The following is a 20,295-nucleotide window of genomic DNA, read 5'->3' as shown; positions in this document are numbered from 1 at the left end:
TCTTATTCTATTCTCTATAGTATATGAAATTGTCGAATTCGTGAACAAATATTTGTGTTATGCTTGCATAAACTAGCATTCATATCCAAACGACGGAGGAAACAGCTCTTATGATCGGCATCGAAATGCATTTGCCGGACGGCAAGCGGCCGGGCTATTATGCGCAAGTCGTCAAGGCGCTGGCGGATATTCCGCTGTTCGACCGCGACAAAGAGACGCTGATCGTGTCCGGCGAGCCGGAAGCTGAGGCGGTCCGCGCGCTTATGCAAGACTACAAATTCGAGTACGAAGAGTTCGGCTTGCTGCTGCTGCCGGATGGAGCGGACGTTCGTCCGAGTTTTACGGATTACGGCTTCGAAAGCCGGTCCGGCAACCGCTATCTTATGCAAGCTGTCACCGCCCGGTTCGTATTCGACTCGATTGGTCCCGATGGGAACGCTCAAGCGCTTGCGCAAATGGAGGAGCATCTGATCGCCTCTTGGAGCACGGATGGCGAGGCCTGTTATGCTGCTGATTCGAGCTTGGGCGAGCTGATGCACGGCATCGCTCGGGCATATGGCTGCACGGTGCGGATTTCGGTCCCGGAGGAATAAGGATTAATAATTATACATTAAGGACAGTCGTTATACTCCATTGCCTCCGCTTCTACGCCGTTGCGGAAGTCCGTTGGCGTCACGCCAAACCATTTTTTGAATTGTTTGGAGAAATAGAGCGCATCCGCGAATCCGACGGAAGACGCAACCTGCTCGATCGTAAGCTCCTCCTGAAGCAGCAATTTCGCCCGATCCATGCGGATTTTGAGCAAATATTGCATCGGCGCCATGCCGGTGTACTGCTTGAACATCTTGGACAAATGCGTTCGATGGTAGCCAAGTGCCTGCGAGATTTGCTGGATAGAGATCGGCTGGGCATACTGAAGCCGAAGCCATTGAATGGTCCGTTCTACTTGCTCGGCAATCGGACTCGCGTTCACTTTGCCGGCCGGCTGCGAGGACGTGTGAGCCTTGGCGAATTCGGCAAGCATTAGCCTCAGCAGGCCGCCGCTTTCCAGCTCACAGCCCGGATCGGCGTTCGACAGGACTGTGAGCATCCGCAGGATCAGAGCGGCCGTTCGGCGGCTGTTGGCCGGTGTCGCTACCGGACGGCTCGTCGTGAGGCCGACCGCCGTCAGCAGCTGATCGGCCATCGATCCGCGGAACGCCACCCACCGGTACGCCCACGGCTCCTCGGCATCCGAATCATAGCGAATCAGCTCTCCAGGGAAAATGACGAAGCTTTGCCCCGCTTCCACCTCGTACCGGCTGCCCATGCACTGAAACGACCCTTTTCCGCGCAGCACATGGTGGATCAAATAATAGTCCCGCACTTGCGGTCCTACTTGGATGGCAGGCTTCTTTTGCTCCTGTCCGGCGAACAGCACGACCAGCTCCCCTTTGCCAGGACTTGGCTGAATCGCTACCTCGTAGTTCCCCATCTGCGACATAACGCCTCTCCCCTTCTCTATCGTCCTTTCCCTATCGTATCAAAAAAACTACATTTGTCCATATGGCCGTCGCAAACATCCATAGTCCAGCCGCTGTCGGCGGTAGTATAGTTAAGACGAAATCATTCGATAGGGAGTGGGTACAGACAATGGACAAAATTACATTTCTAGGTGCTGGCAGTACGGTTTTCGCGAAAAACGTGCTGGGCGACTGCATGCTGACACCGGCGCTGCAAAATTTCGAGATCGCCTTGTTCGACATAAACGCGGAGCGACTGCGCGATTCCGAGCAAATGCTGCTCAATCTGCAAGCGACTAGCGGCAGCGGCTGCCGCATCAAGGCGTATTCGGACCGCAAGGAAGCGCTTCGCGGGGCGAAGTATGTGGTCAACGCCATTCAAGTGGGCGGCTACGATCCATGTACGATTACGGACTTCGAAGTTCCGAAGAAATACGGCCTCCGTCAGACGATTGCCGATACGCTTGGGATCGGCGGCATTTTCCGCAACCTGCGGACGATTCCCGTCATGCTGGACTTCGCCCGCGACATCCAGGAAGTGTGTCCGGACGCCTGGTTCCTGAACTACACGAACCCGATGGCCGTACTGACGAACGTGATGAACACGGACGGCGGCGTCAAGACGGTCGGTCTGTGCCACAGCGTGCAAGTGTGCGTGCCTCATCTGTTCAAGGCGCTCGACATCGATACGACCGGCGTGAAGAGCCGTATCGCGGGCATCAACCATATGGCATGGCTGCTCGAGGTGACGAAGGACGGCGTCGACCTGTATCCGGAAATCAAACGCCGTGCGATCGAGAAGCAGAAGGAGCAGCACAGGGACATGGTCCGCTTCGAGCTGATGCTTCGCTTCGGCTACTATGTGACGGAGTCTTCCGAGCATAACGCCGAGTACCATCCGTACTTCATCAAGCGGAACTATCCGGAGCTGATCGAGCGCTTCAACATTCCGCTCGACGAATATCCGCGCCGTTGTATCCGCCAGATCGAGAGATGGAAGACGATGCGCGAGGAGCTCATAGGTGACGTGAACTTGAAGCATGAGCGCAGCCATGAATATGCGTCGCATATTTTCGAGGCGATGGAGACGAACAAGCCGTTCAAGCTCGGCGGCAACGTGATGAACACCGGCTTGATCACCAACCTGCCGAAGGAAGCTTGCGTCGAAGTCCCTTGTTTCGTCGATGCGAACGGCGTGACGCCGACCTACGTAGGCGACCTGCCTCCGCAGCTGGCCGCATTGAACCGGACGAACATCAACACGCAGCTGCTCACAATCGAAGCGGCGCGTACGCTCAAGAAAGAGCACATTTACCACGCGGCGATGCTCGATCCGCACACCTCCGCCGAGCTGTCAATCGACGACATCGTGGCGATGTGCGACGATCTGATCGATGCGCATGGGGATTGGTTGCCGAAGTTCAAATAATAAATTAGTGCGTGGAGTTTTCGTAGTGCAGGGGAGGGCAGGATGAGGGGTTCCGAACCGCTGTTGTAAGCTTGGCCCTTAGTTTGGATTTTTGCTGAGGTTGGGCCAAGCTTACAAAGGCGGACGCTTCGCTTTCTCCACTCCCTCATCCTGCCCTCCTCGGTTCCACTATCGATCGTCGTGGTGGGTAGAGATAAAAAAACAAAACCTCTGGTCGCCACTACTGGCTCCAGAGGTTTTTTGGGTTGTTACTTGGGTTGCTCGTTCAGCAGCTCGACGATGAGGATCAGGTTGCGCAGGATGTGGTACGGGTCTTTGACCGGCAGCGCGACCACTTTGGTAAGCGGCTCGCCGGCGCGGTCGCGGATTTGGATCCATTCGCCGATCGCCGGATCCGGCTGCGGGAACGTGGCGAACGTGTACGCCTGCGTCAGCTCGTACAGCCGATGCAGCTCCGCGTCATCGCAGCCGGTCATCGCATCCGCCAGCAGCAGCGTGTACAACGCTTCCGAGTGCGGCCACCACAGCTTCGTCTCCCAAGTCTCTACGACATTGCGCTCGAAGCCGTCGCCGATCTCGCGGCCCTGCGGCGCTCCGCCTTCGCGATCCACGTAGTGCAGCAGGCCGCCATACTGCTCGTCCCATCCCATAGCGAACGCCTTCTTGGTCACATTTACCGCGGCCTTAACCGCATCCGTCCGCCCGAGACGCTTGGCCTCCGCAAGGACGAACCACATGCACTCGATCGCATGCCCCGGATTAAGATGGCGGGCCAGCACCGTATCGTCCAGCCGCTCGTCGACGGCGACAAGCTCCGCGACCGTATAGTCCGGCTGCACGAACACGGTCAAAATCCGGTCCATGTACGCAGCGGCGTCACCGCGTACCTCACCTGCCCGCGAGTGGCCGGCTGCCTCCAGAGCGGCGGCGAGCTCCTGCGCGACGTTCAGCATGATCATCGGCACGCTATGCGCCTCGAGCCCTGCCGGCGTCGGATACGGTTCACTGCGCTGCGTGCCCGCCTCCAGCCGCCTCCTGATCGAGTCGTACCGCTCGAGCGCCCACGCCAGCGCCTCCGCCTCGCCGCTCACGCGAGCGTATTCGCTCGCCCCCATCACGACGAAGCAGTCGGCGAAGAAGCTCGTGTCGTACCCTTTGCCCGCAATCGGCTCCTTCGGGGTGCCGTCCTCCGCGAGCAGGAAGGCGCAATTGCCGCTCTCCAGCACGCCATGCGCCTGCAGGAAACGAACCGCCTCCCCCGCCTGGCGCAAATAACGCTCCGCATCGCCTTCGAACAATCCGCGGCGGCAGCAGTCCGCAAGGCGGCTCCACAACCAGACGTAGCGGCCTTGCGACCAGGTGTACTTGTCCCGGCTTACTTGGACGGTGCCATCGTTGGAGAAGCAGGTGAACATCCCGCCATAACGTTCGTCCACCGCTTTGTGCCAGAACGGCAGCAATTGCTTCTCCACATGCTCCTTATAGAACAGCAGTTCTTTTTTTCGATCAAATGTGGCTTGCATCTGCTCTCGAACCCCTCCACGAATGACGAAGCTACGAAGCGGACGATCGTCCGAGCGAAGCAAACCCCATTCCGTCGATCCCTTCCGCCTACAGCAAATCCGCAGCCAGCTGGGCCAGATGAGATCGTTCGCCGCGCTCCAGATTGATATGGCCGCTCAGCGACTGATTTTTGAACCGTTCCACGACATAAGTGAGGCCGTTGCTGGAAGAGTCCAGATAGGGATGGTCGATTTGCTCCGGATCGCCGACGAGTACGATCTTGCTGCCTTCGCCTACGCGAGAGACGATCGTCTTCACTTCGTGCTTCGATAAATTTTGCGCCTCGTCGATAATGATGAATTGGCCTGGTATCGAGCGCCCGCGAATATAGGTGAGCGCTTCGACTTGGATGCTGCCCATACCCGCCAATATTTTCTCAATATCGCCCGGCTTTTTCGTATCGAACAGAAACTCCAGGTTGTCATAGATCGGCTGCATCCACGGACGCAGCTTCTCATCCTTCTCCCCCGGTAAATAGCCGATATCCTTGCCCATCGGAACGACGGGTCTCGCAATCAGCAGCTTCTTGTATTTACGTTCGTCCTCGATCTTCATAAGTCCTGCCGCGAGCGTCAACAAAGTTTTGCCCGTTCCGGCTTTGCCGGTCAAGGTGACGAGCGGGATGTCGTCGTTCAGCAGCAGCTCCAGCGCCATCCGTTGCTGCACGTTGCGGGCACCGATGCCCCAGATCGGCTCGTTGCTCAGGTAGAGCGGCTCCAGCTTCTTGACGTCGGCGCTCACCTTGAGCAGGGCGGACTTCGACGTTCCCATTTCATCCTTCAGAATAATAAACTCGTGAGGGTGAAGCGCATATGACAAATTGAGACTCGATACCGGCAAGAAACGAGCGTTGTAGAAATTATCGATAATCCCGGGATGCACATGAAGCGTCAAGTACCCCGGGTACATTTCATTCAGCGATACGATGCGGTCGGTCAAATAATCTTCGGCGTTCAATCCGAGCACATCGGCTTTAATCCGTACGAGCGTGTCCTTGGTAACCAGCGTCACCGGACGAGGCTCCGACTTGTTCTGCTCCTCGGTATGATAATTCAGCGCCACCGCCAGAATGCGGTTGTCGTTCGTGATTTCGGAGAACACTTCCTGCATCTTGATGAAGCTGCGGTGGTTCAGCTCCACCTTCACCGTGCCTCCTTGCTCCAGCTGAATCCCGTCATGCAGCCGCCCTTTCGTACGCAGTCCGTCGAGCAGACGCGAGGCGTATCTCGCATTACGCCCGATCTCGTCGGCGTTGCGCTTCTTCGAATCGATTTCTTCCAACACAATCGCAGGGATGATAACCTCATTGTCCTCAAAGGCAAAAATAGCATTTGGATCTTGGAGCAGCACGTTGGTGTCCAATACGTAAATTTTTTTCATTTGAGTTCCTCCCCGGCTTGGTGTCGGCAACCTTACATATTTGCAAACGTGGCGGACAAACTAACGGTACAAACTAGGAGAGACAGGAGTGCGATCAGATGCGGTATTGGATAATCATGGTGCTGTTGGCGGCGGTACTGTCGGGCTGCGGAAAAGGGAGTACGCAACCGGCTCCTTCGGAGGATTGGGGCAGCAATGGCCCGAACGACGGAGTCGGCCAAGTGAAAGTGCAGCAGACGGTTCCCGACAAACCCGAAATCAAGGACAAAAAGCAAGTCAGAGCACGTCTCGAAGCGCTTGCGGCCAGTATTCCTCAAGTGCATGGCGCGAAATGCGTAGTTCTCGGCAATACAGCCATCGTCGGCATCGACGTGGATCCGAACCTGGAGCGTTCCCGTGTAGACGTCATCAAATATTCGGTAGCGGAAGCGCTGGCTAAGGATCCGTACGGCGTGCACGCCTTCGTCACCGCCGATCTCGGCTTAAACGGCCGCATCCGCGAAATGCGGGAAGAGATGGACCGCGGACGTCCGATCGCCGGCTTCGCCGAAGAAGTCGCCGACATTATCGGGCGCATCGTGCCGCAGCTGCCGAAGGCGATTACGCCGCAGAACAACCCGCCGGCCGAGTCGGAAGACCGGAAGCAGTTGAACAACAAGGACATGTAGGGACAACCCCTCCGAAGACGTGAAAAGCCCAGTTCAAAGGAACTAGGCTTTTTTCATGGCGTCGAGCACCTGATTGTCCAGCTTGGCTGCCGCGCGTTTGTCATACGATTTCTCAACCTCAGGCTCTGCCGCAATACGGGAGCCATAGTACATCACATCTCGCACCGCTTCGACGGTCAGATCGACGCAGGCCAGCTTGAAGGGTACGCCCTCAAGCGGCTCTTCCGCCACAGCCGCCCGTCCCGAAACCGCGAAGACGGACCCTTCGGCGAACACCGTCAACGTAGCGCTCGGATTGCCGCGCAAATTCGCCACGATTCGGGACCTCTGGTCCACCGCGAAACGAACACAGTCCGGCGCGACGGCATACGTCCAGGAAATCGCATTTTGACTGGGCGCACCGGTATCCGCGTCGATCGTGCCGAGCAACGCCAGCTTTTGCTTCTGAAAATGGTTCATCAATGGCTCCGATAAAGCGGTAACTGTTTCTGCCATACTGTCATCCTCCTGATAGTCTGACGGAAGTAACAATTGTCGGAAGCTTGACTCCATTATACCACAAAGAAGAGCCAAACAACCATAGACTGCAGACAGGCATAGGGCTGAGGACCCGGACCGGCCGCCGGAATCAGGAACCCGTGGCTAGCGTTGTCCGCAGTGCCGCCTGCGCAGCTTGAATCGAATCGTTCGTCAGGATGACGTAAGGGCTTTGCCAGTCGCCTTCCAGATGAACATAATTTATTTTATCTCGATCTATCCCGATATATGTCCCAAGGAACGTTTTGATTTGTGCCGACGGGATGTCCGTCTTCATATGATTACCCAGCGTCTCGATGACTTGGCCCAGCTTCAGCACGCCTTCTATGGACTTCATCTTGTCCGCCAGCTTGTCGATGACCTGCTGCTGCCGTTCGTTGCGCTCCAGATCGTTCGATTCCGCCGTCCCGCAGTTCGACTTTCGGTAGCGGACGAAATCAAGCGTCTTTTGACCATTCAGGTGCTGCTCGCCTTTTTTCAAACGGATGTTCGTGCCGTCGAAATTGTCCCTGTAGCACATATCCATATCGACGTTGATCGTCAAGCCGCCGAACTTGTCCACAACTTCCTCGAAGCCTTGAAAATCCAGCTTGGCCACATAGTCGATCTTCACGCCGAGAAATTTGCCGAATAAGTCCTTCGTCTTCGCATCCGCCGTCTTCTTATCCGCCGCCATATAGTTGGCATAGAACGCATTAGCCTTGTTCGTCTTGACGCCGTTCATCGCGATTCTCGTATCCCGAGGAATGGAAACGAGCGAGGCCGACCGGCTCTCCGGATTCAGCGAAGCGACCATAATCACATCGGTGTTCAAGCTGCCGGTTTCGGCGCGCGTGTCCGTTCCGAGGAGCAGGATCGTGAGCGGCTTCTTTTTCGCCGATTGCGGAGGTGCTACCGTCGCATCGGTGCCTACATTATGGATCGCTTTATCGATTTGCATATACAAATAACCCGCATAGCCTAGTGCGCCCAGTACAACGATCATAAATACGGTAAAAAAGGATTTCAATAGCCAATGGGTACGGCGTTTCTTCTTCTTCGGTTTCTTCGAAGGGCGTCTCGGCGGAAGCGGGGACATCGGTGTCGTTCCGGTTGTCGGAACTGGGGTCATGAGGTACTCCCCCCTTCATCCATTAATTGTATTTGGGATTGTCCATAATTTCTTGCAGCAGCTGCTCGGCCGTTTCTTTGTCGTATTTCTCCGCATGGATGTCGCCGTCCTTCTCATAGCGAACCACGTAATGCCGATCGCCCGGGCCGGTGTTGTCGATTTCGTACTTTACTACCTGGTGGTCTTCCTTAATGATTTCCTCGAAAAAACGGAGCGTTTCTGCCGCCGCCGAGTCATCCGGCCGCTCCTGCAGCACGATTCTCATCTGCAGCCAATTGTACAACGCATCTCGCATATTCATCGGCGCCCCTCCTCTCTGATCAACAGTACCGGCTTGCCCTCTAGTAACCACTGTCGGATCTTGGCTAACCATACGTTTTGGACCGGATCGTGAAAAATCGGGTTATGGTCCTGCAATAGCTTGTATGCTGTTGATGAATCCACTAACCGTTCCACCATCGCTTGCGCGCATTCGGACAGCCCATAGGCGGGGCCGTCGAAACGGATCGGACCTGTGTCCGATAACGCAAAAGGGACCCGGTCCATCCCGCAACGGTCCGCTTCGGCGGAGTCCTGCTCGGATGAACCCGGATCCCCCGGCAGCAATTCCGCCTTGTACGGCATGAGAAGTCGCGGATGGATACGCTTGAGCCGCCCGCAGAACTCGTCAAGTCGGTCACCATGCGCACAGCTTATTCGATCCGCGCCCAACACGAACGGTTGTAGTCGATCGACCGGCGTGAGCCAGTAAACGGTCATCCCGCTTCCTCCTCGAATCGGCATCAGTTGCTTGGTTTGTCGGATTGGCGTTTTTGCCGCTCTTCCACCCAATACCGGATGCGCAGCATCAGCATGAGCCCGACGGCGACGCCCAGGCACAGGACGATCGGAAGCTCGAGATCAACCTGGAACAGCAGCAAAATAAATGCGCCGACCGCCATCAGTATGTAGAACAGCACCGCCTTGAGAACCGGCAGTCTTCGGGTGCGAAATACCTTGTTATAAATATAAACGAGGAACACGAAAATCAGAATATAGGTAATCCACAAATGTTCGGCCAACCAGCTTTGCATTGTCTCATCCCTCCGATAATGGAACGGCCGCAAGGGCCCGGGACGAATCGTGCGATCCGTCCCGGAGCTGTGCAGCCGGGTGATGCCTTATACGCTCGCTTCCGCCATCTTGCGATGCTTCTCGGCGCGCTCGCGGTCGCTTTTGTTCAATATTTTTTTGCGCAGACGAATCGATTTCGGCGTCACTTCGCAATATTCGTCGTCGTTCAAATATTCCAGCGCCTGCTCCAGCGAGTAGGAGCGCGGCGTCTTGATCTTCACGGTTTCGTCCTTGCTGGAGGCGCGCATGTTGGTCAATTGCTTCTCCTTGCAAATGTTCACGACGATGTCGTTGTCGCGCGTATGCTCGCCGACGATCATCCCCTCGTACACTTCAGTGCCTGGGTGGACGAACAGGATGCCGCGGTCCTCGATCGAGAGAATACCGTAAGCCGTTGCCGACCCCGACTCCATCGAGACGAGCACGCCTTGATGGCGGCCGCCAACGCCTGCACCTGCGTAAGGGCCGTAGCTGTCGAACGCGTGGTTCATCACGCCGTAGCCGCGGGTCAATGTCAGGAAGAACGTGTTGTAGCCGATCAACCCGCGTGCCGGTATAAGGAATTCAAGACGCACTTGCCCGGTACCGTTGTTCGTCATGTTGAGCATCTCCGCTTTACGCGTGCCCAAGCTCTCCATAACCGCGCCCATGCTGTCCTCCGGCACGTCGATCAGCAGCCGCTCGAGCGGCTCCATCTTGACGCCGTCGATATCCTTGATGATGACCTCCGGTTTGGACACTTGCAGCTCGAAGCCTTCCCGACGCATATTCTCGATCAGAATGCCCAAATGCAGCTCGCCGCGACCGGAGACGATGAAGGCGTCCGGGCTGTCGGTCTCGTCGACGCGCAAGCTGACATCCGTCTCGATCTCCTTGAACAGCCGCTCGCGCAGCTTGCGGGATGTGACCCACTTGCCTTCCTTGCCGGCGAACGGGCTGTTGTTCACGAGGAACGTCATCTGGAGCGTCGGCTCATCGATCTTGAGCACCGGCAATGCTTCCGGATTGGCCGGATCGGCCAATGTTTCTCCGATGTTGATTTCCTTGATGCCGGCAATCGCGATAATATCGCCTGCGCCGGCCTCTTCGATCTCGATCCGCTTCAGCCCCTGGAATCCGAACAGCTTCTCGATGCGGCCTTGTTTGATCCCGCCTTCGCGAGTCATGACGGCAACCACTTGGCCTTGACGGATTTGTCCGCGGTTCACCCGGCCGATGCCGATCCGGCCCAAGTACTCGTTGTAGTCCATCAGCGTCACGAGGAATTGGAGCGGCTGCTCCGTGTCTTCGGTCGGATGCGGAATATGGTTCACGATCATTTCGTACAACGCCTGCATGTTGTCGTCCTGCTTCTCCGGGTCCGTACTCGACGTCCCATTCAGAGCCGAAGCATATACGACAGGGAAGTCCAGCTGGTTGTCATTCGCGCCGAGCTCGATGAATAGATCGAGCACTTCATCAACGACTTCAGCCGGGCGTGCATGCGGACGGTCGATTTTGTTCACAACGACGATGGGCGTCAAGTTTTGCTCAAGCGCCTTGCGCAGCACGAATTTCGTCTGCGGCATACAGCCTTCGAAGGCGTCGACGACGAGCAGAACGCCGTCCACCATCTTCATAATACGCTCCACTTCGCCGCCGAAGTCGGCATGTCCCGGCGTATCCACAATGTTGATCAAGTAGTCCATATAATGGACGGCCGTGTTCTTGGCGAGAATCGTAATGCCGCGCTCGCGCTCCAAATCGTTCGAGTCCATCGCGCGTTCTACGATTTGCTCATTTTCCCGGAATGTACCGGATTGTTGAAGCAGTTTGTCCACTAACGTTGTTTTGCCATGGTCGACGTGCGCGATAATGGCGATGTTGCGAATGTTTTGTCTGGCGTGCATGGTTTCAATCCCCTCATAATGGTAGTTTTCTCTCTATTTTCATACTGCTTTCATTCTCGATCAACAAAGAAGCGCCGGCCGACGCGCCGACGCTAGACACACTTCTGTTATTTTACCGCGAAATTCGACACTTCGCAAGTTACCGGCCTGACGCTTCAGCGCGGCGATTACCAGAGCTTGCGCGATCTACGGAGAAGTACGACTCCGCCGATGATCAGTACGACGGCAATCAAGTAGATGCCGACCGTGAACAGCAACGTCAATCCGAAGAAGAAAGCGGAAATGATCGCCAAGATAAGGGCGGCCGTGAACGCTTCCCGCGGTCTGTGTTTGTCGAACAAGTAGTATTCGTAAAGCCCCACAGCTACCGAGAAAGGAAAGACCGGCCACAAATATTGCATGGAGGACCATCCGAAAACATTGCAAAATAAAAATAATATCGAGATGGTCACCAGGATGCCGCCCGGAATAAGTACCGCCGACGGAAGCATTCTTCCGAAAAACAGCATATGGAGAATAACGCCTGGTGCGAGAATGAATACGGGCCAGAGCAGGCCCCAGAAAAATCCGATGATGCCCAGCTTGCCGAGCAACAGGACGATCCCTAAAGCAACGATGATGAGTCCGATGGAATAACGGTTGTTAGCCATTTGCGTCCCTCCCGAATGAATAGCGCTTGTCCATAAACCGACATAACTAGTACTATTCTATCGAAAAGAGACAAAAATTGCTAGAGTATCGCTTGCCGCCAATTAGTGGGCGGGTCTGCCGCCGCCAGGTCCCATTTTTTTGATGACACCGGTACCGATGACGACCAACGTAGTAAGGACAGGAATCAACCAGTGGGTAGTGTGATTGCCGTGAAGCAAAAACTCATCCATCTTGGCGTCGCTGACGAACATTTCACCTGCAGTGTAGCCGAGAATACCAGCGCCCAAATAAACGAGAATCGGGAATTTATGAAGCATCTTCATAACGAGCGTACTGCCCCATACGATAATCGGCACGCTGAGCGCGATCCCGAGGATGATAACCGTGATGTCGCCTTCCGCCTTGGCTGCAATTGCCAGCACGTTATCTAGGCTCATGACGAAGTCGGCGATGATGATCGTCCAGATTGCCTTGCCGAGCGAGGAAGCTTCCTTCACATTGGCATGCCCATCATCGTCGATCAACAGCTTGATAGCTATGTAGAGCAGGAGCAGCGAACCTATTGCTTGAATGTAAGGAACCTTCAGCAGCGTCACGGCAACGACCGTCAGAATGAGCCGCAGCGCGATTGCCCCGAACGCTCCCCACCAGATCGCTTGTTTGCGCTGATTGATTGGCAAATTTTTACTGGCAAGCGCGATGACGACCGCGTTATCTCCGCTTAGTACGATATTAATGAGCATAATTTGCAAGAACAGTAAAAACCATTCCACGAAAAAGACCTCCCGGAAACCTATTTCATTTGTACAACTTATTACTTACGAGCCAATTTCACATCGGTTTCATCAAAATCAAAAATCAAAATCAAAATAAATAATCGGTTTCTTCGGCCTGATTGGGATAAATAAACAGCTTTTCCGTGTTCTCCACTGCCGTCCGGATCGCTTCCTCCAGCCAAGGCATCCACTGCTCCTGCCGTACGACTACGTTCAAATTCGGATTCGTCGACGGGTTTTTCGGTACGAACAAGGTGCAGCAATCCTCGTAGGGCAAGTTCGATACCGGCAATGTTCCGATTCGAGCTGCAATGGTAATGATCTCTTCCTTGTCCATCGTGATGAGCGGACGCAGCAAAGGCAACGTCGCGGCTTGTCCGATCACATGAAGGCTAGGCAGCGTCTGGCTGGCCACTTGACCGAGACTCTCGCCCGTTACGATCGCATGCGCCGCTCTCTGACCGGCCAGCTGCTCCGTAATCCGGAACATCGCCCGTCTCATCAATGTGATGATCAGATTTTCCCTGCACTCCTGCTTGAGTCTCGTCTGAATATCGGTGAAGGGGACGAGATGAATCGTAATTTTGCCGGCATACCCCGCCAATATTCGCGTCAGCTCGATGACCTTCTCCTTCGCTCGTTCGCTCGTGAACGGATAGCTGTGGAAATGAACGGCTTCGATCCGCAGCCCTTTGCGCATGGCGAGCCAGCCGGCAACCGGACTGTCGATGCCGCCGGAGAGCATCAGCATCGCACGGCCGTTGCTGCCGAGCGGGAAACCGCCGGGACCCGGCTGCACCTCCGAGAAGACCAGCGTTTCCTTCTCTCGAATCTCCACGCGGATCTCTAGCTCCGGATTGTGCACATCGACTGTGAGCCCTTCATATTCACGCAGTACCGCGCCGCCGAAGAAGCGGTTCAGCTCATACGTGTCGAGCGGAATGCTCTTGTTCACGCGGCGGGTGCTGATCTTGAACGATTTCGGCGGTTGAGGCAGATCCGCCATCGCCAGCAGCACCGCCGCCTCCATCTCCGGCAGCTCCAGCCCGCAGCGAATCGCCGGGCTGAACGAGTGCAGTCCGAACACCTTGAGCAGCTCGGCCCGAATCGCGTTCAGCGGCTCGCCTCCGAGCTCCAAGTAGACACGGCCGAACTCCTGGCGGATCGTTACGGCCGGATACGGCTGCAGCACCCGCTTCAGCTGCTGGAGCACTTGCGCCTCGAAGCGATGGCGATTGCGCCCCTTCAATGTTAATTCTCCTAGTCGGAGAAGAATAAGCTGCTTGTTCATGACAGTCGGGCCAACTCCTCTATAGCCTGAATGAGCGCGTCCGCGAGCCGGTCCGCCTCCTGGACCGTATGATCGGACGAGAAGCTGACGCGCAGCCCGCTAGACGCGGCCGCCCGGTCGAGCCCCATCGCCAAGAGCACGCGGCTTGGCTCCATCTCGCCGGACGAGCAGGCGGATTTGGTGGAGATAAACAGCTCCTGCTTCTCGAGCGCATGCACGATGATCTCCGAACGAATGCCCGGGACGGATATGTGCACGATATGCGGCGCCATTCGCTCCGGCTCAGGCGATCCGTTCACGCGGATGCTAGGAGGGCTGGCAAGCCGGTTCAGGAAGCGCGCGCGCAGCGCGCGCAGCTTGGCCTCGGCTTGCTCGCGGCGCTCCATGCTCATCCGCACCGCTTTCGCCATTCCTACGATGGCGGGGACATTTTCCGTGCCGGAGCGTATGCCATGCTCTTGTCCCCCTCCCGCCAGCAGCGGTTGGAGCTGGACGCCGTGACGACGGTACAGGAAGCCGATGCCTTTGGGCCCTCTCAGCTTGTGCGCCGAGACGGACAGGAGATCGATGCCCCATTGCGCCGGCTCAAGCGGCAGCTTGGCGAATCCTTGCACCGCATCCACGTGGAATAAAGTACGAGGACGACCCTTCAGCAGCTGTCCGATTTCTCGGATCGGCTGGATCGCCCCTACTTCGTTGTTGACGTGCATGATGCTGACTAGAGTCGTATCTTCGCGCAAGGCGGCCTCCACGTCCTCCGGACGGATTCGGCCTTCCGCATCGGGACGCAGGTAGGTCACTTCGTACCCGAACGTTTCCAGCTGCTTGCACGCTTCATAAACCGATGCATGCTCGAGCTCCGTCGTAATCAGATGCCGCCCTCTGGACGCGTATTGGAAGGCGGCGCCTTTCACCGCCAAGTTATTGCTCTCGGTTCCACCGGAGGTGAACACGATTTCCGAGGACTTCACACCGAGCAATTGGGCGATTAGCGCGCGCGCGCGCACTACCATACGCTCCGCTTCCATCCCGATGTGATGAATCGATGAAGGATTGCCATAATAGCGTTGCATCACTTCGGTCATCGCTTCCACTACTTCTTCGAACGGGGGAGTTGTCGCACAATGGTCGAAATATAAGGTCATGCCTGTTGCCTCCTCTAGTATGACCTGGCTCTATAGGGAATAAGCAAAAAGTACGATCAGGAGAGTCTTGATTGCTCCGCGTGTCAGCGGAAAACAAGCCATCCCTGATCGTACCTCATGATTCGTTCTAAATGCAACCCCCATCTTCGGTCCTACGGCTGGAGGGCGCCTAAAATTTTAGCTACATACTTCTGCGTTTCCAGCGGCAGCTGGGTCAATTTGGCCTTCAACTGTTCGTCGTTGCGGACGCCAAGCGCATCTACGCGGCCCGGTCCGGCATTGTAGGCGGCGAGCGCCATCGCTGCGTTGCCGTTATATCGCTGCAAGAGCGAGGCCAAATATTTGGTGCCGCCCTCGACGTTCTGAATCGGATCGAACGAATCCGACACCCCTAATGACTTCGCCGTGCCATCCATCAGCTGCATGAGCCCTTTGGCGCCTGCGGACGAAACGACATTCGGGCGGTAGCCGGATTCCGCTTGGATGACGGAATGGATCAATGCCGCATCGACTCCGTATTTGAGTGACGCTTGCTCAACGATTGCGTCGAAGTCATTGGTTGCCGTCGTCTTGCTGAGCTGCGGCAGCATGTACGCCAGGCGCTGCAAACCAAGCGGCTGCTCGGCGGCTGTCGTTGCTGTGGACTTCGCGGCATTGCTCTCGTCCATTGTCTCCAAGAGAGTGCTCAGCATCCCGGCGAAGTCAAATCCGCCTTCCGATGCAGGCTTGTTCGCCAGCATCCCGTCGAGGTCCGGCTTCAACTGCGCCTGCAGCAGCTGCTTCAAATATCTGGGGTCGATCCCGTTCATTTGCGTTCGCTCCGTTCTCCATGCTTTTCCACTCCCTATTGTACACTTCCTTTATCGGATTTGAACAGGGATTTTTGAATAGGAAAAAAACCGCCCCATCAGGAGCGGCCTCGAAACTAATCTAGGCATAATAAGGAATTAGAACCACAAACGCGAGGATGGCGATGCCTCCGATGAGAATCGACCAACCGCCAAGCGCACGCGCGCCGCGCATAAAAGCGATAAGACCGAGCACGACCGCCGCCCCGCCCAGCCAAACCGGCCAGACGAACAGCGCCAGCAACGAGCAAGCCAAGGCGACCCAGCCCCATGTCCGGCTGCCGGATTGCGACGACGAAGAAGTTGAATATCCGTCCTCATCGGCCGTCTCCGCATGGCGTCGCGCCATCCACACCGGCTCCGGGGCGAAATCGGTCGCGAACTCCTCGTTATGCCGCTGCTCTACATCCCAGATGCGCTGCCGCTCCCAGTTGCGAGCCCGCTCCTGATCGGAGAAGTCCTGCGCTTCGTAGCCTTCGCGATTTTCGAAATCTGCCACGTCGATCCCTCCTTCTTTAGTGCTTTTTGGGCTTGAACGTATGGCAGCAAGTGCTGGACGATTTGTCCGCTACATCCTGATGCTCCGAATCGAACCCTTCCCCAGCGAACTCCGCGTTGTAGTTGGCGTTCGCATGTTGGTCAATTTCGATCATGATGGCGTCGGCTCTGCATTGATTGCTCTCGCCCCAGAAGGAGCAGTTCGATACGCTGCATTTTACGATTGGCTTTGCCATTCGTCGATCACCCCCAGTTACAAGTTGCCCTCCCGGGGAGCCGGGTATCCGAAGGAACGATTGGCAGCGCAGAAAATAAGAAATACGGACGGTCCTCTGGCGAAGTTGTTAATTTGGTGCTTAGGGAGGACAGGAAGCAATGTTGTCAGGTTAAGGACAATAAGCACGCTCGCTCTGCTTAGTGGATGGAGCTATTTGATGGGAAGGGGGTGGGGAGTTGCTTCAGGCCGAGCTCGGAGCGGACACGGAAGCCCTTGATATTTCATTCTAAAGTAGCTTGAGGGTTGGATTGGCGGACACAGATGCGCTTATTTGCCCTTTCGCCCCCTCAAAACCTCACTTTTGGCCCTAATAACGCATCGTATGTCCGCTTATCCCGTAAACTAGCCATTTTGTTCACAAATAAGGGCCGTATGGTCCGCATACTCGCCGCTGTTGGAGTCGCTAACCTGACAGCATTGGGACAGGAAGAGGGGTTCCGACCTTTGTTTGAAAGCATGGCCCTTGGATTGTGAAGTTTAGTCGTTGTTGGGCCACCATTCAAAGACGGACCTTCGCTTCTCCACACCCTCTTCCTGCCCTCTTCGGTTCTACTTGGGTTCTTGGCGTTACGTTTTTTTGAAAAAAACCGTCCCCAGAATGATCCATGCTCGTCCCTGTCCACCAATTTCCCGCAATCAGCTATACCTGCTAGTATTCTCGAGCAATTTGGCTGCTGTACCCTTGCTCCCCAGTCCGAAAAACTCGGACTACCGCGCGCCTCACCGACCGGAAAAGCTCTGTAGTCCGAATCGGCCGAATTAGAGCGGCGTTTTCCAGTGGGAGCATGCGGAAACGGCTCTGCAAATGGGAAAACTCGGACTAGAGACCGCCTCAATCTTCGCCCCCGCCACGCAGTCCGAAAAAGTCGGACTAGCGACACCGATGCCGCGAGATGGCACCATGGATGCTGAATCCCCCCAGCCACGCTTCGCAAGCGTCCCTCTTACCATTTATTGCTGTAAAGCACTAAAACCACCAATAATGTTGAAAAACCCCGAACCATTAGGTCCGGGGCCACCTTACATACCGCTACATCCGATCGCCTTGCATGCGGCGCTGCGTCATGTAATCCGTCTCATAGTAGGACAGGTCCTCGCGAAGCTCCTCGAAAATTTTGGAAAGCTCGATCGTCAAATTGCGCGCCTCGCGGGAAGGCTTTTTCCGGAAACGGATCGCATCCTGACCGGTATAAGCATAACGGCCGTCCTCGGAATAACATTCGTTCTTCGGATAATAAAACCCGTTGACGCAATTATGGTAAACGTCGTACAACACCTTCTCCGCGTAATCCTCATTGAAATGCGGACGGCGCAAGTTCATGCCCAGCTTCTCGTAAGCCACTTCACAGAAGACGAGCAAATGCCGCGTATCCGACAAATACCCCCGGTAAAATTCTTCCATCGCCGGATCGTTCTCCATGCTCAACTGGGTCAAGCTGTAATGATTCAAGAAAAGTTCCATCTTCGCGATGGCTTCTTTTAATTTCGTCCGAGATGTTTCACATAAATTTTTCACTTGATGCATGACCATATCGTTGACCCTCCTCCGTGTCGCCATGAACCAACTTCCGTTTGTCTTTGGTGCATTACTTCCATCGTACCATAATTTCAATCGAAAAGTAAGCTTATCCTGCTTGCAAATTCATGAATCCATTCCTAACTGTCCGACCGTCATGCATAAATCGTCTTGCCGCTGCCCCACCTTAACAGTAAAGACAAGCGGCGAAAGCCGATGGGAGGACCTTATGCGAAAATGGACAGCTTGGGCAGCAGGAGCAGGCGTATGCGCCGTATTACTGTTTGCCGCGATGAACCACCAGCCGGGGAACCATGGGGACGATCATTCGAATCCTCCGCCCGATCAAGAATTGCAAATCAAACAGTCCATGCTGAAGCAGGATGTGCAGCTAACCGATGAATTATGCCGTTCGCAATGCACGCTTGATTTTCAGGCGGCGCTTCGTCAATTAAAAACGGTGTCGCCCGCCGATGTCAAGAGCAGCCTGACCGCGCTTCAGCAGGAGCATGAGCATATGCATTACTTGGAGTGGATCGGGAAGCGTGGCGAGCGAATGCAGACAGCCAGGGAAGGGACAATACCGGCAGCGGTAGAGACGGAGGTCCAAGGCTTGCTGGAGCAGGCCAAACAAAACGCAGCAAACGGTACTACCTACCAGTCGCAAGCCATTGGATCGGGTGACGAGACGTATTTTGTAATAGGGATGCCGGGGGAAGGGGGAACGGACTCGCTGGTCGGCGTCATTCATCAAGACTTGCTGCATCAGGTCGCGATCGAACAGCGCAAAAATTTGCGGATGGTTCCATACCCAAGCGACAAACGATTCAAGATTGAATCGGTCGATTCCAATACACTGCGCGACGTCAAAGTCGATCATCCCGAAGACAATGAAGGCACAAGCCATTATCACGTCAACCAAGTGGTCGTCAAATTTAACACCGATCCGAGCGAAGCGGATTTGAATACAATCAGGACTGAAATCGGGGCCGTAGACGTGCGCAAGCTGGGATATACGTATATTTTCCAATCGTCCTCAATGGAAGCGAAGCAGCTGATGGCTTATTTCAAAAAATGGGATGTCCTCTATGTGGAGCCGCATTTTCTATATATGACGAACGACACGGTATCTGCAGCGGAGCCGAACGATGTGCTGTATAAAAAGTACCAATGGAACTTGCCGGCGATCAATACGCTTCCGGGCTGGACGATTAACAAAGGCAACACGGATGTGATCGTGGCGGTCATCGATACCGGCGTCGATCTGACCCATTCCGATCTGAAGTCGCAGCTGCTGGAAGGGTACAATGTTGTGACAGTGGGAACGCCTCCTCAAGACGATGTCGGTCATGGGTCGCATGTGGCGGGGGTCATCTCCGCGCTAGTGAACAACAGCGAAGGCGTGGCGGGCATGACTTGGTTCAATAAAATATTGCCGGTCAAAGTGCTCGACTCCACAGGCGCAGGCAGCACGTATGCCGTAGCGCAAGGCATCATCTGGGCGACCGATCACGGTGCCAAAGTGATCAACATGAGCTTGGGCAACTATGCGGAAGCGAAATTCCTGCATGACGCGGTCAAATATGCGTACGATCGCGACGTCGTGCTCATCGCTGCGAGCGGCAACGACAACACCGATCGTCCGGGCTACCCGGCCGCATACCCGGAAGTGTTCGCCGTAGCCGCCACCGACAGCAACAAGCAGAAAGCCTCGTTCTCCAATTATGGAGACTATATCGATGTGGCGGCGCCCGGGGTCAACATCGCGAGCACGTATCCGCACAATCAATACGCGGCTCTGTCGGGCACTTCGATGGCAAGTCCGCATGTGACCGCGTTGGCCGCTCTGATTCGATCCGTTAATCCGCTCCTGAAAAACACGGAAGTGATGGACATCATGCGCCGGTCAGCCTCCGATCTGGGCACGCAAGGGAAAGACAACTACTTCGGCTACGGTCAAATCGATGTGGCGCGGGCATTGGAGATGGCGAGCGCAAATGCCGAGTCGCTCTCCTCGATGCCGAACTTGCTGGACCGCAAGCTTTCGCGAATTGCGGAGAAGTATAGGAGCGTGCAATAGCCGCCAGTCAGTCGAAACCGC

Annotated in this window: 21 protein-coding genes; 4 read left to right on the top strand and 17 right to left on the bottom strand. The window is 55.6% G+C overall.

Annotation, left to right across the window (positions count from 1 at the left end; genetic code table 11):
* The first annotated feature begins 110 nt into the window (after positions 1 to 110).
* The gene (locus PKO02S_RS11325; RefSeq protein ID WP_127582726.1) at positions 111 to 593 is read left to right on the top strand and encodes a hypothetical protein; all 483 of its coding nucleotides are present in this window, start codon (positions 111 to 113) and stop codon (positions 591 to 593) included.
* A gap of 17 nt (positions 594 to 610) precedes the next feature.
* Here the strand turns inward: PKO02S_RS11325 and PKO02S_RS11320 are convergent, their stop codons facing one another.
* Positions 611 to 1,483: an AraC family transcriptional regulator gene (locus PKO02S_RS11320; RefSeq protein WP_127582724.1), complete on the bottom strand. Its 873-nt coding sequence runs from the start codon at positions 1,481 to 1,483 to the stop codon at positions 611 to 613.
* A 149-nt stretch (positions 1,484 to 1,632) separates the two neighbouring features.
* Between PKO02S_RS11320 and PKO02S_RS11315 the strand changes: the two genes are divergently transcribed.
* Entirely contained in the window at positions 1,633 to 2,931 is a 1,299-nt protein-coding gene (locus tag PKO02S_RS11315; protein ID WP_127582722.1) for an alpha-glucosidase/alpha-galactosidase, read from the top strand.
* Positions 2,932 to 3,179: 248 nt separating this feature from the next.
* Here PKO02S_RS11315 and PKO02S_RS11310 read toward each other — a convergent pair whose 3' ends face one another.
* Complete coding sequence (locus tag PKO02S_RS11310; RefSeq protein WP_127582720.1) at positions 3,180 to 4,454, bottom strand: AGE family epimerase/isomerase; 1,275 nt, start codon at positions 4,452 to 4,454, stop codon at positions 3,180 to 3,182.
* 88 nt (positions 4,455 to 4,542) lie between these two features.
* The gene (locus tag PKO02S_RS11305) at positions 4,543 to 5,874 is read right to left on the bottom strand and encodes a PhoH family protein (protein WP_127582718.1); all 1,332 of its coding nucleotides are present in this window, start codon (positions 5,872 to 5,874) and stop codon (positions 4,543 to 4,545) included.
* 98 nt (positions 5,875 to 5,972) lie between these two features.
* Here PKO02S_RS11305 and PKO02S_RS11300 point away from each other — a divergent pair, with 98 nt between their 5' ends.
* The gene (locus PKO02S_RS11300) at positions 5,973 to 6,542 is read left to right on the top strand and encodes a YhcN/YlaJ family sporulation lipoprotein (protein WP_127582716.1); all 570 of its coding nucleotides are present in this window, start codon (positions 5,973 to 5,975) and stop codon (positions 6,540 to 6,542) included.
* A gap of 42 nt (positions 6,543 to 6,584) precedes the next feature.
* Here PKO02S_RS11300 and PKO02S_RS11295 read toward each other — a convergent pair whose 3' ends face one another.
* The 14 genes from PKO02S_RS11295 to PKO02S_RS11230 form a co-directional block, all read right to left on the bottom strand.
* Complete coding sequence (locus PKO02S_RS11295) at positions 6,585 to 7,037, bottom strand: pyridoxamine 5'-phosphate oxidase family protein (protein ID WP_127582714.1); 453 nt, start codon at positions 7,035 to 7,037, stop codon at positions 6,585 to 6,587.
* A 133-nt stretch (positions 7,038 to 7,170) separates the two neighbouring features.
* The gene (locus PKO02S_RS11290) at positions 7,171 to 8,190 is read right to left on the bottom strand and encodes an LCP family protein (protein WP_246066933.1); all 1,020 of its coding nucleotides are present in this window, start codon (positions 8,188 to 8,190) and stop codon (positions 7,171 to 7,173) included.
* A 22-nt stretch (positions 8,191 to 8,212) separates the two neighbouring features.
* Positions 8,213 to 8,491: a hypothetical protein gene (locus PKO02S_RS11285; protein ID WP_127582712.1), complete on the bottom strand. Its 279-nt coding sequence runs from the start codon at positions 8,489 to 8,491 to the stop codon at positions 8,213 to 8,215.
* Complete coding sequence (locus PKO02S_RS11280) at positions 8,488 to 8,949, bottom strand: hypothetical protein (RefSeq protein ID WP_127582710.1); 462 nt, start codon at positions 8,947 to 8,949, stop codon at positions 8,488 to 8,490. Before PKO02S_RS11280 ends, PKO02S_RS11285 begins: the two co-directional genes overlap by 4 nt.
* Before the next feature lie 23 nt (positions 8,950 to 8,972).
* On the bottom strand, positions 8,973 to 9,263 hold the full coding sequence (locus PKO02S_RS11275; RefSeq protein ID WP_127582708.1) for a YlaH-like family protein: 291 nt from the start codon (positions 9,261 to 9,263) through the stop codon (positions 8,973 to 8,975).
* An 87-nt stretch (positions 9,264 to 9,350) separates the two neighbouring features.
* The gene (gene typA / locus PKO02S_RS11270; protein ID WP_127582706.1) at positions 9,351 to 11,192 is read right to left on the bottom strand and encodes a translational GTPase TypA; all 1,842 of its coding nucleotides are present in this window, start codon (positions 11,190 to 11,192) and stop codon (positions 9,351 to 9,353) included.
* Between the two features lie 167 nt (positions 11,193 to 11,359).
* Positions 11,360 to 11,842: a hypothetical protein gene (locus PKO02S_RS11265; RefSeq protein ID WP_127582704.1), complete on the bottom strand. Its 483-nt coding sequence runs from the start codon at positions 11,840 to 11,842 to the stop codon at positions 11,360 to 11,362.
* A gap of 102 nt (positions 11,843 to 11,944) precedes the next feature.
* On the bottom strand, positions 11,945 to 12,586 hold the full coding sequence (locus PKO02S_RS11260; protein WP_127582775.1) for a TerC family protein: 642 nt from the start codon (positions 12,584 to 12,586) through the stop codon (positions 11,945 to 11,947).
* Between the two features lie 121 nt (positions 12,587 to 12,707).
* A complete protein-coding gene (thiI, locus tag PKO02S_RS11255) occupies positions 12,708 to 13,910 on the bottom strand; it encodes a tRNA uracil 4-sulfurtransferase ThiI (RefSeq protein ID WP_127582702.1) in 1,203 nt (400 codons plus the stop codon).
* Positions 13,907 to 15,055 carry a cysteine desulfurase family protein gene (locus PKO02S_RS11250; protein ID WP_127582700.1) on the bottom strand — a complete coding sequence of 383 codons (1,149 nt, stop codon included), beginning with the start codon at positions 15,053 to 15,055 and terminating at the stop codon, positions 13,907 to 13,909. The genes thiI and PKO02S_RS11250 overlap by 4 nt, the downstream gene beginning before the upstream one ends.
* 152 nt (positions 15,056 to 15,207) lie before the next feature.
* The gene (locus PKO02S_RS11245; RefSeq protein ID WP_127582698.1) at positions 15,208 to 15,864 is read right to left on the bottom strand and encodes a lytic transglycosylase domain-containing protein; all 657 of its coding nucleotides are present in this window, start codon (positions 15,862 to 15,864) and stop codon (positions 15,208 to 15,210) included.
* A gap of 121 nt (positions 15,865 to 15,985) precedes the next feature.
* Positions 15,986 to 16,402 (bottom strand): hypothetical protein, encoded by a 417-nt coding sequence (locus PKO02S_RS11240; RefSeq protein ID WP_127582695.1) that lies wholly within the window; start codon positions 16,400 to 16,402, stop codon positions 15,986 to 15,988.
* 16 nt (positions 16,403 to 16,418) lie between these two features.
* A complete protein-coding gene (locus tag PKO02S_RS11235; RefSeq protein WP_127582692.1) occupies positions 16,419 to 16,637 on the bottom strand; it encodes a DUF1540 domain-containing protein in 219 nt (72 codons plus the stop codon).
* Between the two features lie 1,071 nt (positions 16,638 to 17,708).
* A complete protein-coding gene (locus tag PKO02S_RS11230; protein ID WP_127582689.1) occupies positions 17,709 to 18,209 on the bottom strand; it encodes a YpuI family protein in 501 nt (166 codons plus the stop codon).
* Between the two features lie 214 nt (positions 18,210 to 18,423).
* On the opposite strand from PKO02S_RS11230, the gene PKO02S_RS11225 reads away from it, so the two are divergent.
* A complete protein-coding gene (locus tag PKO02S_RS11225; protein ID WP_246066930.1) occupies positions 18,424 to 20,274 on the top strand; it encodes a S8 family peptidase in 1,851 nt (616 codons plus the stop codon).
* Positions 20,275 to 20,295: the final 21 nt, after the last annotated feature.

The organism is Paenibacillus koleovorans NBRC 103111, assembly GCF_004000845.1.
Lineage (GTDB): Bacteria > Bacillota > Bacilli > Paenibacillales > NBRC-103111 > Paenibacillus_AA > Paenibacillus_AA koleovorans.
This window is presented reverse-complemented; position numbering and strand designations above follow the sequence as displayed.